This is a genomic window from Herbiconiux aconitum (assembly GCF_024979235.1).
GTDB lineage: Bacteria > Actinomycetota > Actinomycetes > Actinomycetales > Microbacteriaceae > Herbiconiux > Herbiconiux aconitum.
In genome coordinates this window covers 697708-714809 of the sequence record NZ_JANLCM010000001.1, presented here as the reverse complement: position 1 = coordinate 714809, position 17102 = coordinate 697708, and the positions used below count along the sequence as shown (strand labels likewise).

At 68.6% G+C, this 17102-nt stretch carries 15 protein-coding genes; 11 read left to right on the top strand and 4 right to left on the bottom strand.

All coding sequences use genetic code 11. From position 1 onward, the window contains the following. Positions 1–135 precede the first annotated feature (135 nt). Positions 136–2349, top strand: a complete 2214-nt coding sequence (locus N1027_RS03240; protein ID WP_259505162.1) for an alpha-ketoacid dehydrogenase subunit alpha/beta — start codon at positions 136–138, stop codon at positions 2347–2349. A gap of 1 nt (position 2350) precedes the next feature. Next, positions 2351–3964: a 2-oxo acid dehydrogenase subunit E2 gene (locus tag N1027_RS03235; protein ID WP_259505160.1), complete on the top strand. Its 1614-nt coding sequence runs from the start codon at positions 2351–2353 to the stop codon at positions 3962–3964. Positions 3965–4009: 45 nt separating this feature from the next. Here the strand turns inward: N1027_RS03235 and N1027_RS03230 are convergent, their stop codons facing one another. Beyond that, positions 4010–4792: a helix-turn-helix domain-containing protein gene (locus tag N1027_RS03230; protein ID WP_259505151.1), complete on the bottom strand. Its 783-nt coding sequence runs from the start codon at positions 4790–4792 to the stop codon at positions 4010–4012. A gap of 324 nt (positions 4793–5116) precedes the next feature. Between N1027_RS03230 and N1027_RS03225 the strand changes: the two genes are divergently transcribed. The 3 genes from N1027_RS03225 (at position 5117) to N1027_RS03215 (ending at position 8234) form a co-directional block, all read left to right on the top strand. Continuing rightward, positions 5117–5893, top strand: a complete 777-nt coding sequence (locus N1027_RS03225) for an SDR family NAD(P)-dependent oxidoreductase (protein ID WP_259505142.1) — start codon at positions 5117–5119, stop codon at positions 5891–5893. A gap of 65 nt (positions 5894–5958) precedes the next feature. Further along, the gene (locus N1027_RS03220; protein WP_259505140.1) at positions 5959–7344 is read left to right on the top strand and encodes a M24 family metallopeptidase; all 1386 of its coding nucleotides are present in this window, start codon (positions 5959–5961) and stop codon (positions 7342–7344) included. Next, positions 7341–8234 carry an NAD(P)-dependent oxidoreductase gene (locus N1027_RS03215; RefSeq protein WP_259505138.1) on the top strand — a complete coding sequence of 298 codons (894 nt, stop codon included), beginning with the start codon at positions 7341–7343 and terminating at the stop codon, positions 8232–8234. The genes N1027_RS03220 and N1027_RS03215 overlap by 4 nt, the downstream gene beginning before the upstream one ends. Here the strand turns inward: N1027_RS03215 and N1027_RS03210 are convergent. Then, complete coding sequence (locus N1027_RS03210) at positions 8231–8587, bottom strand: winged helix-turn-helix transcriptional regulator (RefSeq protein ID WP_259505136.1); 357 nt, start codon at positions 8585–8587, stop codon at positions 8231–8233. The two genes, N1027_RS03215 and N1027_RS03210, sit on opposite strands and share 4 nt — an antisense overlap. 67 nt (positions 8588–8654) lie before the next feature. On the opposite strand from N1027_RS03210, the gene N1027_RS03205 reads away from it, so the two are divergent. Beyond that, positions 8655–9554 carry an LLM class flavin-dependent oxidoreductase gene (locus tag N1027_RS03205; RefSeq protein WP_259505134.1) on the top strand — a complete coding sequence of 300 codons (900 nt, stop codon included), beginning with the start codon at positions 8655–8657 and terminating at the stop codon, positions 9552–9554. Next, positions 9551–10870, top strand: coding sequence for an FAD-binding oxidoreductase (locus N1027_RS03200; protein ID WP_259505132.1), 1320 nt, complete (start codon positions 9551–9553; stop codon positions 10868–10870). The genes N1027_RS03205 and N1027_RS03200 overlap by 4 nt, the downstream gene beginning before the upstream one ends. 11 nt (positions 10871–10881) lie before the next feature. On the opposite strand, the gene N1027_RS03195 is transcribed toward N1027_RS03200, so the two are convergent. After that, positions 10882–11328 (bottom strand): VOC family protein, encoded by a 447-nt coding sequence (locus N1027_RS03195; RefSeq protein ID WP_259505130.1) that lies wholly within the window; start codon positions 11326–11328, stop codon positions 10882–10884. 98 nt (positions 11329–11426) lie between these two features. On the opposite strand from N1027_RS03195, the gene N1027_RS03190 reads away from it, so the two are divergent. Further along, positions 11427–12482 carry a 2,3-butanediol dehydrogenase gene (locus tag N1027_RS03190; protein WP_259505126.1) on the top strand — a complete coding sequence of 352 codons (1056 nt, stop codon included), beginning with the start codon at positions 11427–11429 and terminating at the stop codon, positions 12480–12482. A gap of 14 nt (positions 12483–12496) precedes the next feature. Next, positions 12497–13480 carry a zinc-dependent alcohol dehydrogenase gene (locus N1027_RS03185; protein ID WP_259505124.1) on the top strand — a complete coding sequence of 328 codons (984 nt, stop codon included), beginning with the start codon at positions 12497–12499 and terminating at the stop codon, positions 13478–13480. Between the two features lie 78 nt (positions 13481–13558). On the opposite strand, the gene N1027_RS03180 is transcribed toward N1027_RS03185, so the two are convergent. Further along, complete coding sequence (locus N1027_RS03180) at positions 13559–14644, bottom strand: SDR family oxidoreductase (RefSeq protein WP_259505122.1); 1086 nt, start codon at positions 14642–14644, stop codon at positions 13559–13561. A gap of 279 nt (positions 14645–14923) precedes the next feature. Between N1027_RS03180 and N1027_RS03175 the strand changes: the two genes are divergently transcribed. Then, positions 14924–15862, top strand: a complete 939-nt coding sequence (locus tag N1027_RS03175) for an ABC transporter permease (RefSeq protein ID WP_259505121.1) — start codon at positions 14924–14926, stop codon at positions 15860–15862. A 150-nt stretch (positions 15863–16012) separates the two neighbouring features. Continuing rightward, positions 16013–17095 (top strand): substrate-binding domain-containing protein, encoded by a 1083-nt coding sequence (locus tag N1027_RS03170; RefSeq protein WP_259505119.1) that lies wholly within the window; start codon positions 16013–16015, stop codon positions 17093–17095. Positions 17096–17102 lie beyond the last annotated feature (7 nt).

The following is a 17102-nucleotide window of genomic DNA, read 5'->3' as shown; positions in this document are numbered from 1 at the left end:
CGACCTCCAAGCATCAATGTATCCAAACAAAACGATACAAGACCATAAGGACGAAGGAAAGGCTTGTAATGGATACATTCACCGCGTACTCTGACTCTCGAGAGCGCATCTCTCACTTGCAAAGGAGAAAGTGGAATGCCCCGCGAGAAACGTCTGCAGCCTGGATCGAGTTGGGTCGAGCTGCGCACCACACCCAGCGACTGGAAGAACGCCGATCCGGCGCTCCTGTCGACCATGCTCGGGCAGCTCCACCTGATCCGCGCCTTCGAAGAGGAGGTGCTCGACCTCGCCGGCGCCGGCCTCGTGCACGGCCCCGCACACTCGTCGATCGGCCAGGAGGGCGGGGCGGTCGGCTCGATCGTGGCGCTGCGCTCCAGCGACGGGGTGAACGGATCGCACCGCGGTCACCACCAGTTCCTCGCCAAGGCCCTCGCCCACGTCGCGCCCGACGGCCTCGACCTCGCCGCTCTGGTGACTCCCGCCGTGCAGACGGTGCTGCAGCGCACCCTCGCCGAGATCCTCGGCCTCGCCCAGGGCTACTGCCGTGGCCGCGGCGGTTCGATGCACCTGCAGTGGTTCGAGGCCGGCGCGCTCGGCACCAATGCCATCGTCGGCGGTGGCGTGCCGCTCGGAGCCGGCAACGCCTGGGCCCAGAAGCACGCCGGCACCACCGACCTCACGGTGAGCTACTTCGGCGACGGCGCCACCAACATCGGCTCGGTGCTCGAGAGCATGAACCTCGCCGCGGCCTGGAAGCTGCCGTTCTGCTTCTTCATCGAGAACAACCTCTACGCCGTGTCGACGAAGGTCGACGAGGTCACCGCCGAGCCGCGCCTGTCCGCACGCGCCCTCGGCTTCAACATCCCGGCCTGGCGCGTCGACGGAATGGACCCGCTGGCCGTGCACCTGGCCATGGAGAAGGCGACCGAGCGGATGCGCGCCGGCGACGGCCCCGCCGTCATCGAAGCCGAGGTCTACCGCTACTTCCACCAGAACGGCCCCTACCCGGGCAGCGCCTTCGGCTACCGCTCCAAGGAGGAGGAGGCCGAATGGCGCGCCCGCGACCCGCTGCTGCGGGTGGCCAAGGAGATGACCGCGCTGGGGCTCATCGACGACGAGGGCGTGGCCGCTGTGCGTGCCCAGGCGCAGGACGCCGTGCGCCGGGCCTCCGCCGAACTCACCGAAGCCGACCCCGAGGGCAAGGCGGGCGTTCGACGCATCCGCCCCGATCTCTGGCCCGACCCCGGGTTCGTCGACGTGGGCATCCGGGGCGACCTCTCCGAGATTCAGGATGCGCGCACCCAGGAACAGGATGCCTACGCCGGCGAGTCGGCCCAGGGCAAGTTCGTCGACGCCGTTGCGGCCGTGATGGACCGCCGGATGGGTGAAGACGAGCGGATCGTGGTACTCGGCGAAGACATCCATCGCCTGAAGGGGGGCACGAACGGCGCCACCAAGGGCCTGGCCGAGAAGTATCCGGGCCGTGTGCTCGGCACCCCGATCAGCGAGAACGCCTTCGCGGGGTTGGGCGGCGGCATCGCCCTCGACACCCGCTTCCGCCCGGTGGTGGAGTTCATGTACCCCGACTTCATGTGGGTGGCGGCCGACCAGGTGTTCAACCAGATCGGCAAGGCCCGGCACATGTTCGGCGGCGACAACGCCGTGCCACTGGTGCTGCGCACCAAGATCGCGATGGGCTCGGGCTACGGCTCGCAGCACCTGATGGACCCGGCGGGCATCTTCGCCACCAGCCCCGGCTGGCGCATCATGGCCGCCTCCACGCCCTACGACTACATCGGACTGATGAACGCGGCGCTCGCGATCGACGACCCGGTGCTGATGATCGAGCACGTCGACCTCTATGCCGAGTCGGGTTCGATTCCGGAAGACCTGGACTACCAGATCCCGTTCGGCAAGGCGGCCGTGCGTCGCGAAGGGTCGGACGTGACCGTCATCAGCTACCTCTCGATGGTGGGAGAAAGCGCTCGCGCGATCGAGCAGGCCGGCATCGACGCCGAGCTGATCGACCTGCGCTTCCTCGACCGCGCCTCGATCGACTGGGACACCATCGGCCGGAGCATCGAGAAGACCAACGCGGTGCTGATCGTGGAGCAAGGTGCGCAAGGCACCTCGTATGGAGCGTGGCTGGCCGACGAGATCCAGCGCCGCTACTTCGACTGGCTCGACCAGCCGGTGCAACGGGTGACCGGGTCTGAGGCGTCGCCGAGCATCTCGAAGGTGCTCGAGCGGGCTGCGATCGCGCGGGCCGATGAGGTCGTCGCGGGGCTCGAACGCGTGCGCGCCGGGTTCGGCGGCGCGTCGGCTGCTGCTGCTCGGAAGGGGGCCTGAGATGGCCCAGATCATCCGGATGCCCAGCGTTCTCGCGGGCTCCGAAGAAGCGGCGATCGCCAACTGGCTCGTGACGGAGGGTCAGGTCATCGCTGTCGGCGAACCGCTCGCCGAGATCGAGACCGAGAAGGCCATCGTGGAGTACAACGCCGAAGAAGCCGGGATCGTGGGGCGCGTGCTGCTCGCGGCCGGCGAATCGGGCGAGATCGGTGCCCCGATCGCAGTGCTGATCGCCGAGGGCGAGACCGCCGCCGACATCGATGCCGCCCTCGGTGGGTCGCCTGCTGCGCCGGCTGCTGCCGCTGCGGCCGACACGGCTTCGGAGGCAACGACGGATGCGCCGGCCACCCCTGCTGCGTCACCCACCGCCTCCGGCGCTTCCGCGCTCTCGGCCCCCGCCGGTGCGGCTGGCACCGTGGAACCTGAGTCGGGCGCCTCGGCGCGCGACCCGGAGTCCGGCGCGCCCGTGGCCGAGGCCGCATCGGTGGCGCAGGCCGCGTCGGCCGCCGACACCCTCGACCCGGCAGCGTCCGCCTCAGCGACCGCGACGACCACCGGGTCCGCGCCCGTCGCATCCGGCCAGGGGGCCGCATCCGGCCAGGGTGACCCATCCGGCGAGGGTGACGCATCCGGCACCGCGCCCGGTGGCACCTCCGCGAGCCGCGTGGGTGACGCATCCGGTGATCGCTTGTTCGTGAGCCCGATCGCCCGCAAGCTCGCGCGGGAGCGGGGACTCGACCCGGCCACCATCGCGGGCTCCGGCCCCGGCGGCCGCATCGTGCGCCGCGACGTCGAGGAGGCGCTCGCCTCCGGAAGCGTGACCGCCGCTGCACCGGCCTCCCCGGCGTCCGCGTCCGCGAGCCCCGCCGCCTCCGGAGTACCTGCTGCGCCGGCCGCACCCGCGCCCGCGAGCGCCGCATCCACGGCCACCACCGGCGACTGGGACCTCATCCCGCACACCGGGATGCGCCGCGCCATCGCGCGTCGGCTCACCGAGAGCAAGTCGACGGTGCCGCACTTCTACCTCACCGCCGAGCCCCGGGTCGACGCTCTGCTCGCGCTGCGCGCCGAGGTCAACGCCCAATCACCGGTGCGCGTCTCGGTGAACGACTTCGTGGTGAAAGCCGTCGCTGCGGCATTCGCCGAGGTGCCTGAGGCGAACGTCACGTGGTCTGACGAGGGGATGCGCAAGCACCACGCGGTCGACATCGCCGTGGCGGTCGCGACCGACGGCGGCCTCCTCACACCGGTGGTGCGCGGCGTCGACTCGAAGAGCCTCACCGCGGTGAGCTCGACCATCCAGGAGCTCGTGGCCAAGGCGAAAGACAAGCGACTGAAGCAAGACGAACTCGAGGGCGGCAGCTTCTCGGTCTCGAACCTCGGCATGTACGGCACGGTCGAGTTCTCGGCGATCCTGAACCCGCCGCAGTCGGGCATCCTCGCGGTCGGCGCGGCGAAGCAGCAGGCGGTCGTGATCGACGGCGAACTCGCCGTGGCCACCGTGATGCGCTGCACGCTCTCGGTCGATCACCGTGCCGTCGACGGCGCGCTCGCCGCCCAGTGGCTCGCGGCGTTCACGAAGCGCATCGAGAACCCGCTGAGCATCCTGCTCTGAGCGTCAGCGAACGAGCGAGCGACCGGGCGACCCGCCGCGGCTGCGTCAGGCCAGGCGGTCCATCGCCTGCAGCACGTCGACCGCGGAGGTGAGTCCGCTGGCGTTGCGCTCCGGATGCCCGGATTCGGGCATCTCCTGCGAGAATTCGCGGCGCCCCACCACGAACCAGAGGCCTTTGGCCGGCACGGTGCCCTGGTTGATGTACATGTGAGGCCGAACCGAGTCGAAGCTGAGCGAGTCGCCCGGATGCAGCGTGAAGGTGTCGAAATCGAGGCGCACGGTGAGCTCCCCCGACAGCAGGTAGGCGTACTCGACTCCGCTGTGGCGCATCATGCGACCCTCGATCGAGCTGGAAGCCCCGGGGTCGTAAGTGACGAGCAGCGGATCGACCGACCCGTCACGGCTCGCGGCCAGGCGCTCCCACCGCACCCCGTTCTCCATCTCGAGCACAGGGTTCTCGGAGCCTCGCTGCAGGAGTCCGGGCATCCCGCCCACGCCGGCGTCGCCGCCGAGGAGCGGGTGCACGTCGCCGCCGTCGCCCGAGGCCGATCCCGACCCGGAACCGGCGACCGTGGCCGAGCGCCCTTCCGACCCGCCGGCGGTGCCCCGCGCCCCGCCCGAGCCGCCGACCACGCCGGGACCCGGCGCATCCGACCCGCTCAGCAGGTCGTCGAAGGAGATGCCGAGGTGGTTGACCAGCGCGTAGAGCGTGCTCACGGAGGGCTGGGTCTTGCCGGTCTCGACCTGGGAGATGAGACTCGCCGAGACACCGAGTGCTGATGCGACGCTACGAAGGCTGATTCCCCGGGCGATTCGCGCTGCGCGCAACCGGGGTCCGATGTCACCGGTGATGATTTTTCTCCTTGCTCAGGAGCCGCGAGAGCCGTCGCCATGAATGGCCTGTGCAGCATGGGTATACGAGGAGGCGACCTTGCCCCCGTGGGCTCGATTGTATGCTACAGCCCCACTGCAGTCGGTTGTTTCCCAACATCCGCATGGATTCGCCCTTCTGTCTCAATTTGGATCAGCCGGTGTGTTGTTATGCTGAACACATTGACAAGCTAGACTGAACATGTTCAACTGACTCGCAGAGCTCGGCGACGACGCGAGCGGTGAGGCCTGCACGAAAGGAACGAATCAATGGCGAATCGTATGAGCGGCAGAGTGGTCGTCGTCACCGGAGGCGCCAGCGGCATGGGCCTCGGAATCGCGACGACGCTCGCGGGCGAAGGCGCGTCGGTCGTGATCGCCGATCTGAACGCGGATGCCGCGGCGGCAGCTGCGGCGTCGATCGAGCAATCGGGCTCCCGTGCGATCGGTGTGCGTTCGGATGTCTCGGTGCGCGACGACGTGAGGAACGTCGTGGAACAGGCCGTGCAGGCCTTCGGTCGCATCGACGTCTGGTTCAACAACGCCGGGTTCAACGCCCCGCTGCAATTCCTCGACGTCACCGAAGACAACTGGCGCGCCATCATGGAGGTCAACGCGCTCGGCACGCTGATCGGCATGCAGGAGGCGGCGAAGCAGTTCATCGCGCAGGGTGGCGGCGGCAAGATCATCAACACCTCGTCGATGGCGGGCCGGCAGGGCTTCCCGGCCTTCGCCCCCTACTCGGCGTCGAAAGCGGCCGTCATCTCGCTCACCCAGTCGGCCGCGAAGGCCCTCGCCGAGCACGACATCACGGTGAACGCCTTCGCCCCCGGCATCGTCGACACCCCGCTCTGGATCAAGCTCGACGAAGATCTGCTCGCGATCGGCGAGACCAAGCAGGCCGGCGAGGCGATGAACGAATACGGCGCCGGAATCATCCGCGGCCGCACCGCCCAGGTCGCCGACATCATGGGCACCACCCTCTACCTGGCCTCCTCCGACTCCGACTACCTCACCGCCCAGGTGATCATGATCGACGGCGGGATGGTGCTCGTTTGACCATCCAGGATCTGTCGACCGGCTCGGACTTCGTGACCACCCCGCCCCAAAGGAGTACTGCAACCATGCCCACAGCTACCAGCGGAACCAATGCGGTCGATTGGGAGACGAGAGTCGACTTCGATCGCCTGCGCAGCGAGCGCCTGGCCCGGCTGAAGGCGGAGCTCGACGGCTCCCACTTCGGCGCCGTGCTCGCCTTCGACTTCTCGAACATCCGCTACATGACGTCGACGCACATCGGCACCTGGGCGATGGACAAGCTGATCCGCTTCAGCCTGCTCACCCGCAAGACCGACCCGATCATTTGGGACTTCGGCTCGGCCGCGAAGCATCACTCGCTCTTCAACCCCTGGCTCGACACCACGACGGCCGAAGCGGATGCCGATCCGCACGCCCCGCACCACGGCGCCGTGCGACCGCGCGCCGAGTCGGGATCTCGCGCCGGCATCTCGACCCTGCGCGGAGCCTTCAGTCCCGACGCCGAGATCGCCGACCGGGTGGCCGCCAAGATCAAGAGAGAGCTCGAGAAGTTCGGGGTGGCCAACGAGCCGCTCGGCGTCGACGTGATCGAGCTGCCGGTGTTGTTCGCGCTGCAGAAGCTCGGCATCCAGGTGGTCGACGGCCAGCAGGTGTTCATGGAGGCCCGCCGCATCAAGACCGGCGACGAGATCTCGCTGCTCACTCAGGCGGCGTCGATGGTGGATGCGGCCTACGAGGATCTCTACGAGTTCCTGCGCCCCGGCGTCAAAGAGAACGAGTGCGTCGGGCTGGTCTCGAAGAAGCTCTACGACCTGGGCTCGGAGTACGTGGAGGGCGTGAACGCGATCTCCGGCGAGCGCTGCTCACCGCATCCGCATGTCTTCTCCGACCGCCTGATCCGGCCCGGTGACCCGGCGTTCTTCGACATCCTGCATTCCTTCAACGGCTACCGCACCTGCTACTACCGCACCTTCGCGGTAGGGTCGGCGAGCTCCGCGCAGCGGGATGCCTACACCCGAGCCCGCGAATACATGGACCGCGCGATCGCTCTGGTGCGCCCCGGCGCCACCACGGCCGACATCGTGAAGGTCTGGCCCACCGCCCAGGAGTTCGGTTTCGCCGACGAGGAGGCCGCGTTCGCCCTGCAGTACGGGCACGGGGTCGGTCTGTCGATCTGGGAGAAGCCGATCTTCTCGCGCCTGGTCTCACTCGACCATCCTGAGGAGCTCAAGGAGGGCATGGTGTTCGCCCTCGAGACCTACTGGCCCTCGGCCGACGGCATCGGCGCGGCCCGCATCGAAGAGGAAGTGGTGGTGACCGCCGATGGCTGCCAGGTGATCACGAAGTTCCCGGCCGAAGAACTTCTGGTCGCCGGCCCGCGCTACTTCTCGGTCGGCGGCTCGTTGCCGCTCCTCCGGGACTCTCAGTCGCACCTCAACACGGCGGCCGGTCGCGGGGAGCCGGGCGCGTGACCGACGGGCCGGGCCCGACAGGGTCACCGATCGGATTTGTGGGGCTCGGCTCGATGGGATCGGCGATCGCCGGCCACCTCATCGACGAGGGCTACGAACTGGTGGTCTGGAACCGCTCCGAGTCCGCCGCCGACGAGCACGTGGCCCGTGGTGCCGTTCGTGCCGCGTCGCTGGCCGAGGTGCTGGCCACCGGCACGGTCTTCTCCATCCTGTCGAACGAATCCGTCGTCTTCGACCTCTTCGACGGGGATGCGCTCTCCGCGGCTCCCGAGGGAACCGTGCACGTCGACATGGCCACCATCGGCGTCTCCGCGGCCACCCGCCTGGCCGAGCTGCACGAGCGCAACGGCGTCGGATACGTGGCGGCGCCCGTGCTCGGCCGGCCGCCGGTCGCGGCGGCGGGGCAGCTCACGGTGCTCGCCGCGGGCGATCCGGTGCTCGTGGAACGGGTGCGCCCCGTGCTCGAGACGATCGGCCGTCGGGTGTGGGATTTCGGCACCGACCCGAGCGCGGCGAACGCGGTGAAGATCGGGGCCAACTACCTCATCATCCACGCGCTGCAGGCGTTGGCGGAGGCGATCACGATGCTCGAGAAGCGCGACATCGACACCCAGCGTTTCGTCGAGCTGATGAGCGACAGTCTCTTTCCCGGCGTCGTCTACTCCGGCTATGGCAAAGCCATCGCGACCAGCTCCTACTCGCCGCCCGGGTTCACCACCGAGCTCGGTTTCAAAGACCTCATGCTGGCGCTCGATGCCGCCCACTCGACCGGCGTCTCGTTCCCGTCGGAGAACGCCCTCCGCTCGGTCTTCGAATCGGCGCTCTCGGCCGGTCAGGAGAACCTCGACTGGGCCTCCATCGCCGAGGTCACCCGCCGCCGTTCGCTCTAGCCCCGCGCGTTGTCGCTGACGCCCCACTCGACCAGCGGCTGGAGCGCCTCCATCAGCCGGAACCCCCGGGTCGAGAGCGTGTAGCGGGAGTGGGCAGGTGTGGTCGGCACGACCGTGCGCTCCACCAGACCCTCGGCCTCGAGCTCTTTGAGGCGCTGGGAGAGCAAGCGGTCGGACAGCCCGTCGACCGAACGGATGATCTCGCCGAACCGTCGAGCGCCGCGGGTGATGCTGAGCAGGATCGCTCCGGTCCAGCGCCGGCCCACGAGTTCGATCGCCGTCTGGAACCCGCGGCACTCCTCCTCCGCGAGGATCGGAGGCTGCGGACGGGGATCGGTGGCGATGATGCTCATGGTTACCAATAGTAAGTACCTAATCTGACTTTTCGCTGGGTTCGGCGGAGCGCGCAGGATGTCGGACATGGTCGACTACGGACACCCTTTGACATTCGGAATCAGCATCGATCCGGCGGCCGCCGATTTCGCGGAGTCGCTGGCTCTCGCGCAGCAGGCGGACCGCTTGGGACTCGAGTACCTCGCGGTGCAGGATCACCCCTACCAGCCGTCCCACCTCGACGCGCTCACGCTCATGTCGATCCTGGTCGACCGCACCGAACGGATCGCCGTCGTCTCCGACGTGCTCGACCTGCAGCTGCGACCGCCGACCATCCTCGCCAAGGCGGCCGCGTCGCTCGCCACGATGGCGGGCGGTCGCGTGCACCTCGGCGTCGGTGGCGGCGCGAGTGCGCAGGGCGTGGCCGCGATGGGCGGAGTGCCGCGCCGTGGTCGCGAGATGGTGGAGTTCACCGACGAGGCGGTGCAGATCCTGCGGCGCGCGTTGCGCGGCGGCGTCGTGCAGGCCGACACCGAGCAGCACCGGATCGCCGGCTACCAAGCCGGGCCGGTTCCCCCGCAGCCGGTGGAGGTGTGGGTCGGCAGTCAGATGCCGCGGATGCTCGGCGTGACGGGCCGCTCGGGCGACGGCTGGGTGTGCCCGCTCAACATCTACATCGCGCCGGAGGAGGTGCCCGAGCGGCAGGAGATCATCGATACCGCCGCGCGGAAGGCCGGTCGCGACCCGCGGGAGGTGCGGCGCATCTACAACGTGACCGGTGCGATCGGCGCCTTCCGAGGGGGCAACGGGCTGGTCGGCCCGGTGTCGCTGTGGGTGGAGACGCTCACGGAGTGGGCGGTCGAGCTCGGCTTCGACACCTTCCTCTTCTGGCCGGCCACGGATGCGCCGGGTCAGCTGGAGATCTTCGCCTCCGAGGTCGTTCCCGCTGTGCGGGCGCGCGTCGCAGAACGGCGGGCGCAGGCATGACGCGTCGTGACGGTTTGTCTCGCACCGACCTCCCTGTCACGCTCCGCGATCGAGCCGTGGTGCCGGGCGACTCCCGGTATGCGAGCCTCCGTTCGACCTACACCACGCAGTCGTCGCCGGCTGTCGTGCTGCTCCCCGAGAGCGAAGCGGAGGTCGCTGAGGCGCTCCGCTTCGCCGGCGGCACCGACTTCCGGCTCTCCATCCGCAGCGGCGGTCACGGGCTGAGTGGCCGGTCGTCGAACGACGGCGGCATCGTCGTCGACCTCTCGGCGATGAACGCGGTCGACGTCGTCGATCCGGATACCCGCCTCGTGCGGGTGCAGGCCGGCGCGCGCTGGGCGCGGGTGGCCGCGGCCCTCGAGCCGCACGGTCTCGTCATCAGCTCGGGCGACCATGGCAACGTCGGCGTCGGCGGGCTCGCCACCGCGGGCGGTGCCGGCTGGCTCGCCCGCAGCTACGGACTCACGATCGACCGCATCCGCGCCGCCACCGTCGTGCTGGCCGACGGCCGCATCGTGCGCACCGACGCCGAACACGAGCCCGAGCTGTTCTGGGCCGTGCGTGGAGCGGGCGACGCGGTCGGGGTGGTCACCGAGTTCGAGATCGAGGCGGTGCGCCTCGACACGATCGGCATCGCGCAGATCGCGATCGAGGCCGACCGCGGCGGGGCGACGCTCCGGCGCTGGTCGGAGCACCTGGCGGAGGCTCCGCGGGAGCTCACCACCAACGGGATGCTCTTGGCGAACGGCCCTACGTTCGTGCTGCAGCTCACGGCCGTGGTGGCAGACGGCGAGCCCGACCGCATCCGCTCACTGGTCGAGCCGGTGGCGCGGCTCGGAGTGCGCACCCTCGCTCTCGAGGCGCAGCTCGGCCCCTACTCGATGCTGGTGCCCACGGCGCATCTGCATCCGAATCTCGGTCAGCAGGTGTCGACCACGACGAACGCGCTCTTCCCGACGCTCACGGACGACAGTGCAGGTGCCCTCATGGAGGTCGCGGCTCAGCCGGGTTCGCCACTCGTGCAGCTGCGCTCGCTCGGCGGGGCGGTGAACGACCTCGACCGCTCTGCGACGGCGTACTCCCATCGCGACCAGGAGGTGCTCGCGGTGCTGAGCACCTTCCCGCCGGCCGGCATCGGTCAGCTGAGCGCCGCCGTGCGGCCGCTCTGGCCGCACGCGGAGGGCGCCTACCGCAACTTCGAGAGCCACCCCACCGATGCGACCTTCGAGCGCGCCTTCCCCGGTGCCGTCGGCGCCCGCGTGCGAGCGCTGGCGACCCGCTACGACCCTACGGGCCTCTTCGCCCGCGCCCGCTGACCCGCACGACCTCAGCGCGGCGACTGCCAGATCTCGAGCTGGATGCCGTCGGGGTCGCGGAGGTAGGCCCAGCGGGAACCGGCCAGCGCACCCTCGTCGATCGAGACGGGGGGACCGCTGAAGACCGCGCCCTTCTCGTTCAGGTCGGCGTACGCCGCGTCGATGTCGGAGACTTCGAAGCAGACGTGGGCGGCCCCGACGTCGCAGTTGCGGCGGTCGAAGTCGTCGCCGATCGGCTCGTGGTACTCGAGGAACTCGATGCGCGTCGATCCGATGGCGATCATCGAGAAGCTGAGTTCGGCATCCGGAACCTGCACACTCCGCGCGAGGTCTTCGCCGATGCCGTGGTTGACCGGGCCGGGTTCCAGATCGAACATCCGCGCATACCAGTCGCGTGACCGTCGGATGTCGCGAACGGTGATGCCCACGTGGTGCACCCCTTCGAGTACGAACGCCATCGTTGTCTCCTCGTGTCGCTCGGCAATGAGCAATGAATAGTCCTACTGAACATCAGAGTGTACAGTAATCATGAACTTTCCAAGCAAAGGAGCACGGGATGAAGGCAGCGGTCTTTCACGCAGCACACGACATCCGGGTCGAGGACGTCGCCGACCCGGCCGGAGCGGGCCCGGGAGAGGTGCTGGTGCGACCGTACTGGTGCGGCATCTGCGGCACCGACCTGCACGAATACGCGATGGGTCCGATCGTCATCCCGAGCACCCCGCACGCCCTCACCGGGGCACAAGCCCCACAGATCCTCGGGCACGAGTTCTCGGCCGAGGTGCTCGAAGTGGGCGCCGGCGTCACGAACGTGACGGTCGGCGACCGCGTCTCGGTGATGCCCCTGCTCTCCTGCGGCACCTGCTACTACTGCCGCCGCGCGCTCAACCACCTCTGCCAGCGGATGGGCTGCATCGGTCTGAGCTTCGCCTGGGGCGGGATCGCCGAGCTCGCGGTCGTGCCCGCCACCCACGTGAGCGTGTTGCCCGAGACGGTGAGCGACCTCCAGGGCGCGCTCGTCGAGCCCGCCGCCGTGGCCGCCTACGGTGTCGACACGGCGAACGTGCGCCCCGGCGACACGGTGCTGATCACCGGCGCCGGCCCGATCGGAGCCCTCGCCGCCCTCTACTCCGCGTCGATCGGCGCCAACGTCTTCATCTCCGAGGTCAACCCCTTCCGCGCCGATCTCGCCCGCGGTCTCGACGTGGGCACGGTCATCGACCCCACCCAGGTCGACGTTCCCGCCTTTCTCAAAGACGCCACGGACGGCGTCGGCGTCGATGCCGTGGTCGAGTGCTCGGGCAACGAGCGCGCGCTGCAGGCCGCCATCGCCTCGGTGCGTTCAGCCGGCCGGATCTCGCAGACGGGCCTGCACACGAAGGCGGCCTCGATCGATCCGATGGTGCTGTCGGAGCACGACATCACCCTCACCGGAACCTGGTGCTACCCGGTCACCGACTGGCCGCGCATCATCGACCTCATCGCCCGCGGACGCTACCCCGTGGAGAAGGTCGTGACGGCCCAGGTCGGCATGGCCGACGTGGTGTCCGGTTTCGAGACCCTGCTCTCGCCGCGCGGCGACCAGGTCAAAGTCCTGATCAACGCACGCTAGAGAGGAAGCAGCACATGAAGGCATTGCAGTTCGTCGAAGAAGGCGTGGCCGAGGTGCGCGACATCCCGGTGCCCGAGATCGCTGCCGACGAGATCCTCGTCGCCTCGCGCCGGGTCGGAGTGTGCCACTCCGACATCGAGCTGCTCGAGGGCCGCTACATCATCCCCTTCTCCTACCCCGTCATCCCGGGCCACGAGTGGTCGGGCGAGGTGGCCGCGATCGGCGACGCCGTGACCGACTTCGCCGTGGGCGACCGGGTCGTGGGGGAGTGCGTGATCGGCGACGACCACTTCGGCTTCTCGATCTCCGGAGCCGCCGCCGACTACTTCGTGGTGAAGCCCGCCTGGCTGCACAAGCTTCCCGACGAGTTGGGCTTCGACGCCGGTGCCCTCGTCGAGCCCTTCTCGGTGGCCTATTACGCGCTGCTCCGGGCGGGCAACGTGGATGCCAGCGACGTGCTCGTGGTGCTCGGCGCCGGCCCGATCGGGCTGGCCGTCACGGCGGCCGCCCATGCTCTGGGGGCAGTGACGATCGTGGTGGAGCCGAGTGAGGCCCGCCGCGCAGTGGCGCTCGAGCTCGGCGCGAACGAGGCCGTGCATCCGGATGCCGTCGCAGACATCCTCGACCGACTTTCGGGCGGGCGAGGCGCCGACGTCGTAGTGGAGTGCAGCGGGCGCCCGGAGGTCATGGCCACGGCCCTCGAACTGGCCGGCTTCGGTGCCCGGATCGCCTTCATCGGCATCGACGTGGGCCGCTCGGCTCCGGCGCAGCTCGGCCTCGTCCAGTCGAAGGAACTGCGGATCACCGGCACCATCGGTTCGCCCGGGGTGTGGCCCGAGACGCTGCGCTTCCTCGCGAACAGCGGCATCGACCTCAGCCCGCTGATCACGCAGGTGCTCGGCGCCTCGGAGGCGACGGATGCGGTGGCCAAGGCCAAGGCGCAGACCGGCGTCATCAAGGCTCACATCGAGTTCAACGCTCCCGTTCCGGTCGCATAGACCGGAGAACTCCAATCCTCGCGGCGACCGGCGCTCTCTTCGGGCCCGGTCACCGCGAGGATTGGAGAAGTCCACACTTCAGGGGATGATGCGCGCCTCGCGGTAGCGGTCGACCTTGTCGAAGAACGACTCCGGCGTCGAGCGGAAGCCCTGGAAGCCGGCCAGCCGGCTCTTGTCCATGCTTGTGAAGCACTCGAGGTTGCGGCCGAGGTCGCCGTCGGTGTGCCACCAGCTCGCGAGCCGGTTGACGTCGGCCTCGACCAGTGAGTTCTCGGCGGCGATGGCGGTCCACTCGGCCGCGGCGTGATCCATCCGCGACGCCAGGGGAGCCGGCGAACCGTCGAACCCGGCCCACTCCACGCCGAACTTCTCCGCGATGCGCGGCCAGAGCCAGCGCCAGCGGAACACGTCGCCGTTCGCGATGTTGAAGGCCTCGTTGCGCCCCTCCGCATGCGTGGCCGCCCACACCAGCTGCTCGGCGAGCAGGTCGGAATCGGTGACGTCGGTGACGCCGTTCCACTGCATCTCGGAGCCGGGGAAGCGGAACACCTCGCCCGTGCGCTTGCAGATCGTGGCGTAGACCGAGAGGGTCAGCGCCATGTTCATCGCGTTGCCCACCGCGTAGCCGAAGACGGTGTGCGCGCGGTGCACGCTCCAGGTGAAGTTGTCGCGTTCCGCTGCGGCGAAGAGCTCGTCCTCCTGCGCGTAGTAGAAGTTGGGGGTCGACAGCCGCGGCTCCTCTTCGTGGAAGGGGGTGTCGGCCATGACGCCGGTCGCGTAGTCGTCGAAGGGGCCGAGGTAGTGCTTGAGGCCTGTGAGCAGCGCGACGTGTTCGACTGATCCGTGGCCGCCCGCGGTCACCGCGTCGAGGGTGTTGCGCACGATGGCGCTGTTCACCCGGATGTTCTCGCTCTCGCTGTCCTGACGCATCCAGGCGGTGATGAACACCAGCTGCGGTTGCACGCCGGCGACGGCCGTCGCCAGGCTCGCGGGGTCGAGCAGATCGGCGGCCAGCGGGATGACGCCCTCCACCGGGGCGTTCGCGCTGCGGGAGAGTCCGTACGTCTGGAAACCTTCGTTCAGGAGCGCACGGCAGAGCGACTGCCCCGCGATCCCCGTCGCTCCGATGACCAGTGCTCGTCGTTGAGCGTCGTCTGTTGACATGTGTGTGCCTTCCTCGTGCTGTTCACAATAAATGTACACAGCAGCTGTACGGTTTGTCCCGGCGGCCAGCGATATTTGCCGGGATTCCGCGAGATTCGCGATTTTCCGGAATCGTTACCGAAAGTTGTTGTGAACACTACGGCCCTTCTGTAAAGCTATACTCAACGATGAGTTCGACGAAGACCCTCGATTGATCATGGAGAGAGCATGAGCGCAACGGTGCGGCATGAACCGGGACTGAAGAGTTCCCGATGGACGATATCGCGTGGTCTCCTGACCGTGGGAATCGCCGTCGTGGTGCTCTTCGTGCTGAGTGCGATCCTCGCCCCTTCGAGCGTGTCGCAGGGGGCGGTGCTCGGGATGCTGCCCTTCGCCTCCATCCTCGCCTGCGTCGGTCTCGGCCAGATGCTGGTCGTGCAGCAGGGCGGCATCGACCTCTCGATCCCCGGCGCCGTGTCGCTCGCCATCGTGGTGGTCAGCAAGGTGCCGAACGGCGACAACTCGGTGCTCCTGCCCGCGATCCTGCTGGCCGTGCTGCTCGCGGTGCTCGCGGGCGTGCTGAACGGCATCCTGGTCGGCTGGTTGAAGCTCAACGCCATCATCGCGACGCTCGGCACGAACGCCCTGCTGTTCGCGGTCGTGATCGGCATCTCCGGCGGAAGCCCGACCACCACCACCCGCCTCCTGCAGAGCATCGCCGGCGGACTCACCTTCGGCATCCCGAACTCGGTGTTCTTCGCGGTCGGCGCGTTCCTCATCCTCACGATCCTGCTGAAGAAGACCGTGGCCGGCCGCCGCTTCGAGGCGATCGGCGCGAACCCGGTCGCCGCTCGGGCCACGGGCCTCCGGGTGCGGGTGCACCAGAGCGCCGCCTACGTCTGGGCGCAGCTGCTCTACTGCCTCGCCGGCATCCTGCTTGCGGGCATCACCGCGCAGCCCACCGCGTTCCAGGGCAACACCTACCTCATTCCCGGTGTCGCGGTCGTGGTGCTCGCCGGAACCTCCCTGCTCGGTGGCCGGGGCTACCCCCTCGCCACCATCGTCGCTGCGCTGTTCCTCAGCCAGCTCGACCAGTTCGTCCTGGCCGTCGGCGTGCCCTACGCGGTGCGCTCGATCGTTCAGGCCGCTGCCCTCGCCGTCGGCGTCGGCATGTACACGATCAACTGGGCCGCCCTACGAGCCCGGTTGTTCCGCCCACGGGTGAAGGCACCGGCCTGAGGCCGCTGCGCTCCCTTCACCCGCACCCGATCCGTCCGGATCACATATCCACCCGAAACTTCGACGAGGACGTCGAAAATGACAGCGGCAGAGGCGCCGCTCGATGTGAGAGGAAACCAAGAGATGGTAATCCGAAAGAGAATCGCGACGATGGCTGCGGTCGTCGGTGTCGCGGCTATCGCACTGACGGCCTGTAGCAGTGGCGCCCCGTCGTCGAACGGTGGCGGATCGGAGACCGGTGCTCCGGTCGCCGGCGCGCCCGACTGGTGCGGACCGAACGAGATCACTCTGGGCCTCCTCGACGGCTTCGGCGGCAACAGCTGGCGCAAGATCACCACCGCGGCCGGCGCCGACGAGGTCGCCAAGTGCCCGAGCGTCACCGGCTACGAATACGCGGATGGTCAGGGCGACACCCAGAAGTCGATCGCCGACATCCAGGGCATGGTCGCGAAGGGCGTCAACGCCCTCGTCGTCTTCCCGGATGCGGGCGAGGCCATGCTTCCCGCTCTGCGCTCGGCCTTCCAGGCCGGCGTCGTCACCGTTCCCTACCGGGTCAACCCGGGCGGCAAGGACGGCGTGGACTACGACGCCTGGATCGGCGCCGACTTCACCACCGACGGCAAGAACTGGGGCGACTGGATCAAGACCAACTTCCCCGACGGAGCCAACATCCTCTTCCTCTCGGGCCCCAAGGGCAACAGCCAGGGCGAAGACGAGCTGGCCGGCATGAAGACGGTGATCGGCGATGACTCCTACAAGTTCATCGGCGAGCAGCCCTTCGAGCCCACCAACTGGGACCCCGCGGTCACCCAGCAGGTGCTCACGAGCGCCATCGCGAAGAACCCGCAGATCGACGTGATCGTCTCGGACTTCGGTCCGTCGCTGGTCGGCGCACTGCCGGAGTTCACGAAGAGCGGCCGGTCGATCCCGGCTCTCGTCACCTCCGACGGCAACGTGCTCGGCTGCTTCTGGAAGGACAACGAGGCGGCGAACCCCGACTTCAAGATGATGACGGTCGCCACCGGTAACGACAACGTGCGCCTCGCGGTGCAGTACGCGGTGGCGAAGGCCACCGGCGGCACGCTGCCCGACACCACCACCTTCGACGCCCCGGTGTTCGAGGACTCGGTGTCCGGCACGCCGAACCCGGTCGAGTGCCGCGACGATCTGCCCGGCGACATCTTCCTCTCGGCGGAGATGTCTCCTGAAGATCAAGCAGCACTCCTGAAGTAACCACCCC

Bases quoted from the DNA above. Each gene is read 5' to 3' on its own strand.
- N1027_RS03235 (WP_259505160.1), top strand. From the start codon at position 2,351: ATGGCCCAGATCATCCGGATGCCCAGCGTTCTCGCGGGCTCCGAAGAA.
- N1027_RS03220 (WP_259505140.1), top strand. From the start codon at position 5,959: ATGCCCACAGCTACCAGCGGAACCAATGCGGTCGATTGGGAGACGAGA.
- N1027_RS03195 (WP_259505130.1), bottom strand. From the start codon at position 11,328: ATGGCGTTCGTACTCGAAGGGGTGCACCACGTGGGCATCACCGTTCGC.
- N1027_RS03200 (WP_259505132.1), top strand. From the start codon at position 9,551: ATGACGCGTCGTGACGGTTTGTCTCGCACCGACCTCCCTGTCACGCTC.
- N1027_RS03240 (WP_259505162.1), top strand. From the start codon at position 136: ATGCCCCGCGAGAAACGTCTGCAGCCTGGATCGAGTTGGGTCGAGCTG.
- N1027_RS03205 (WP_259505134.1), top strand. From the start codon at position 8,655: ATGGTCGACTACGGACACCCTTTGACATTCGGAATCAGCATCGATCCG.
- N1027_RS03185 (WP_259505124.1), top strand. From the start codon at position 12,497: ATGAAGGCATTGCAGTTCGTCGAAGAAGGCGTGGCCGAGGTGCGCGAC.
- N1027_RS03225 (WP_259505142.1), top strand. From the start codon at position 5,117: ATGAGCGGCAGAGTGGTCGTCGTCACCGGAGGCGCCAGCGGCATGGGC.
- N1027_RS03180 (WP_259505122.1), bottom strand. From the start codon at position 14,644: ATGTCAACAGACGACGCTCAACGACGAGCACTGGTCATCGGAGCGACG.
- N1027_RS03210 (WP_259505136.1), bottom strand. From the start codon at position 8,587: ATGAGCATCATCGCCACCGATCCCCGTCCGCAGCCTCCGATCCTCGCG.
- N1027_RS03170 (WP_259505119.1), top strand. From the start codon at position 16,013: ATGGCTGCGGTCGTCGGTGTCGCGGCTATCGCACTGACGGCCTGTAGC.
- N1027_RS03190 (WP_259505126.1), top strand. From the start codon at position 11,427: ATGAAGGCAGCGGTCTTTCACGCAGCACACGACATCCGGGTCGAGGAC.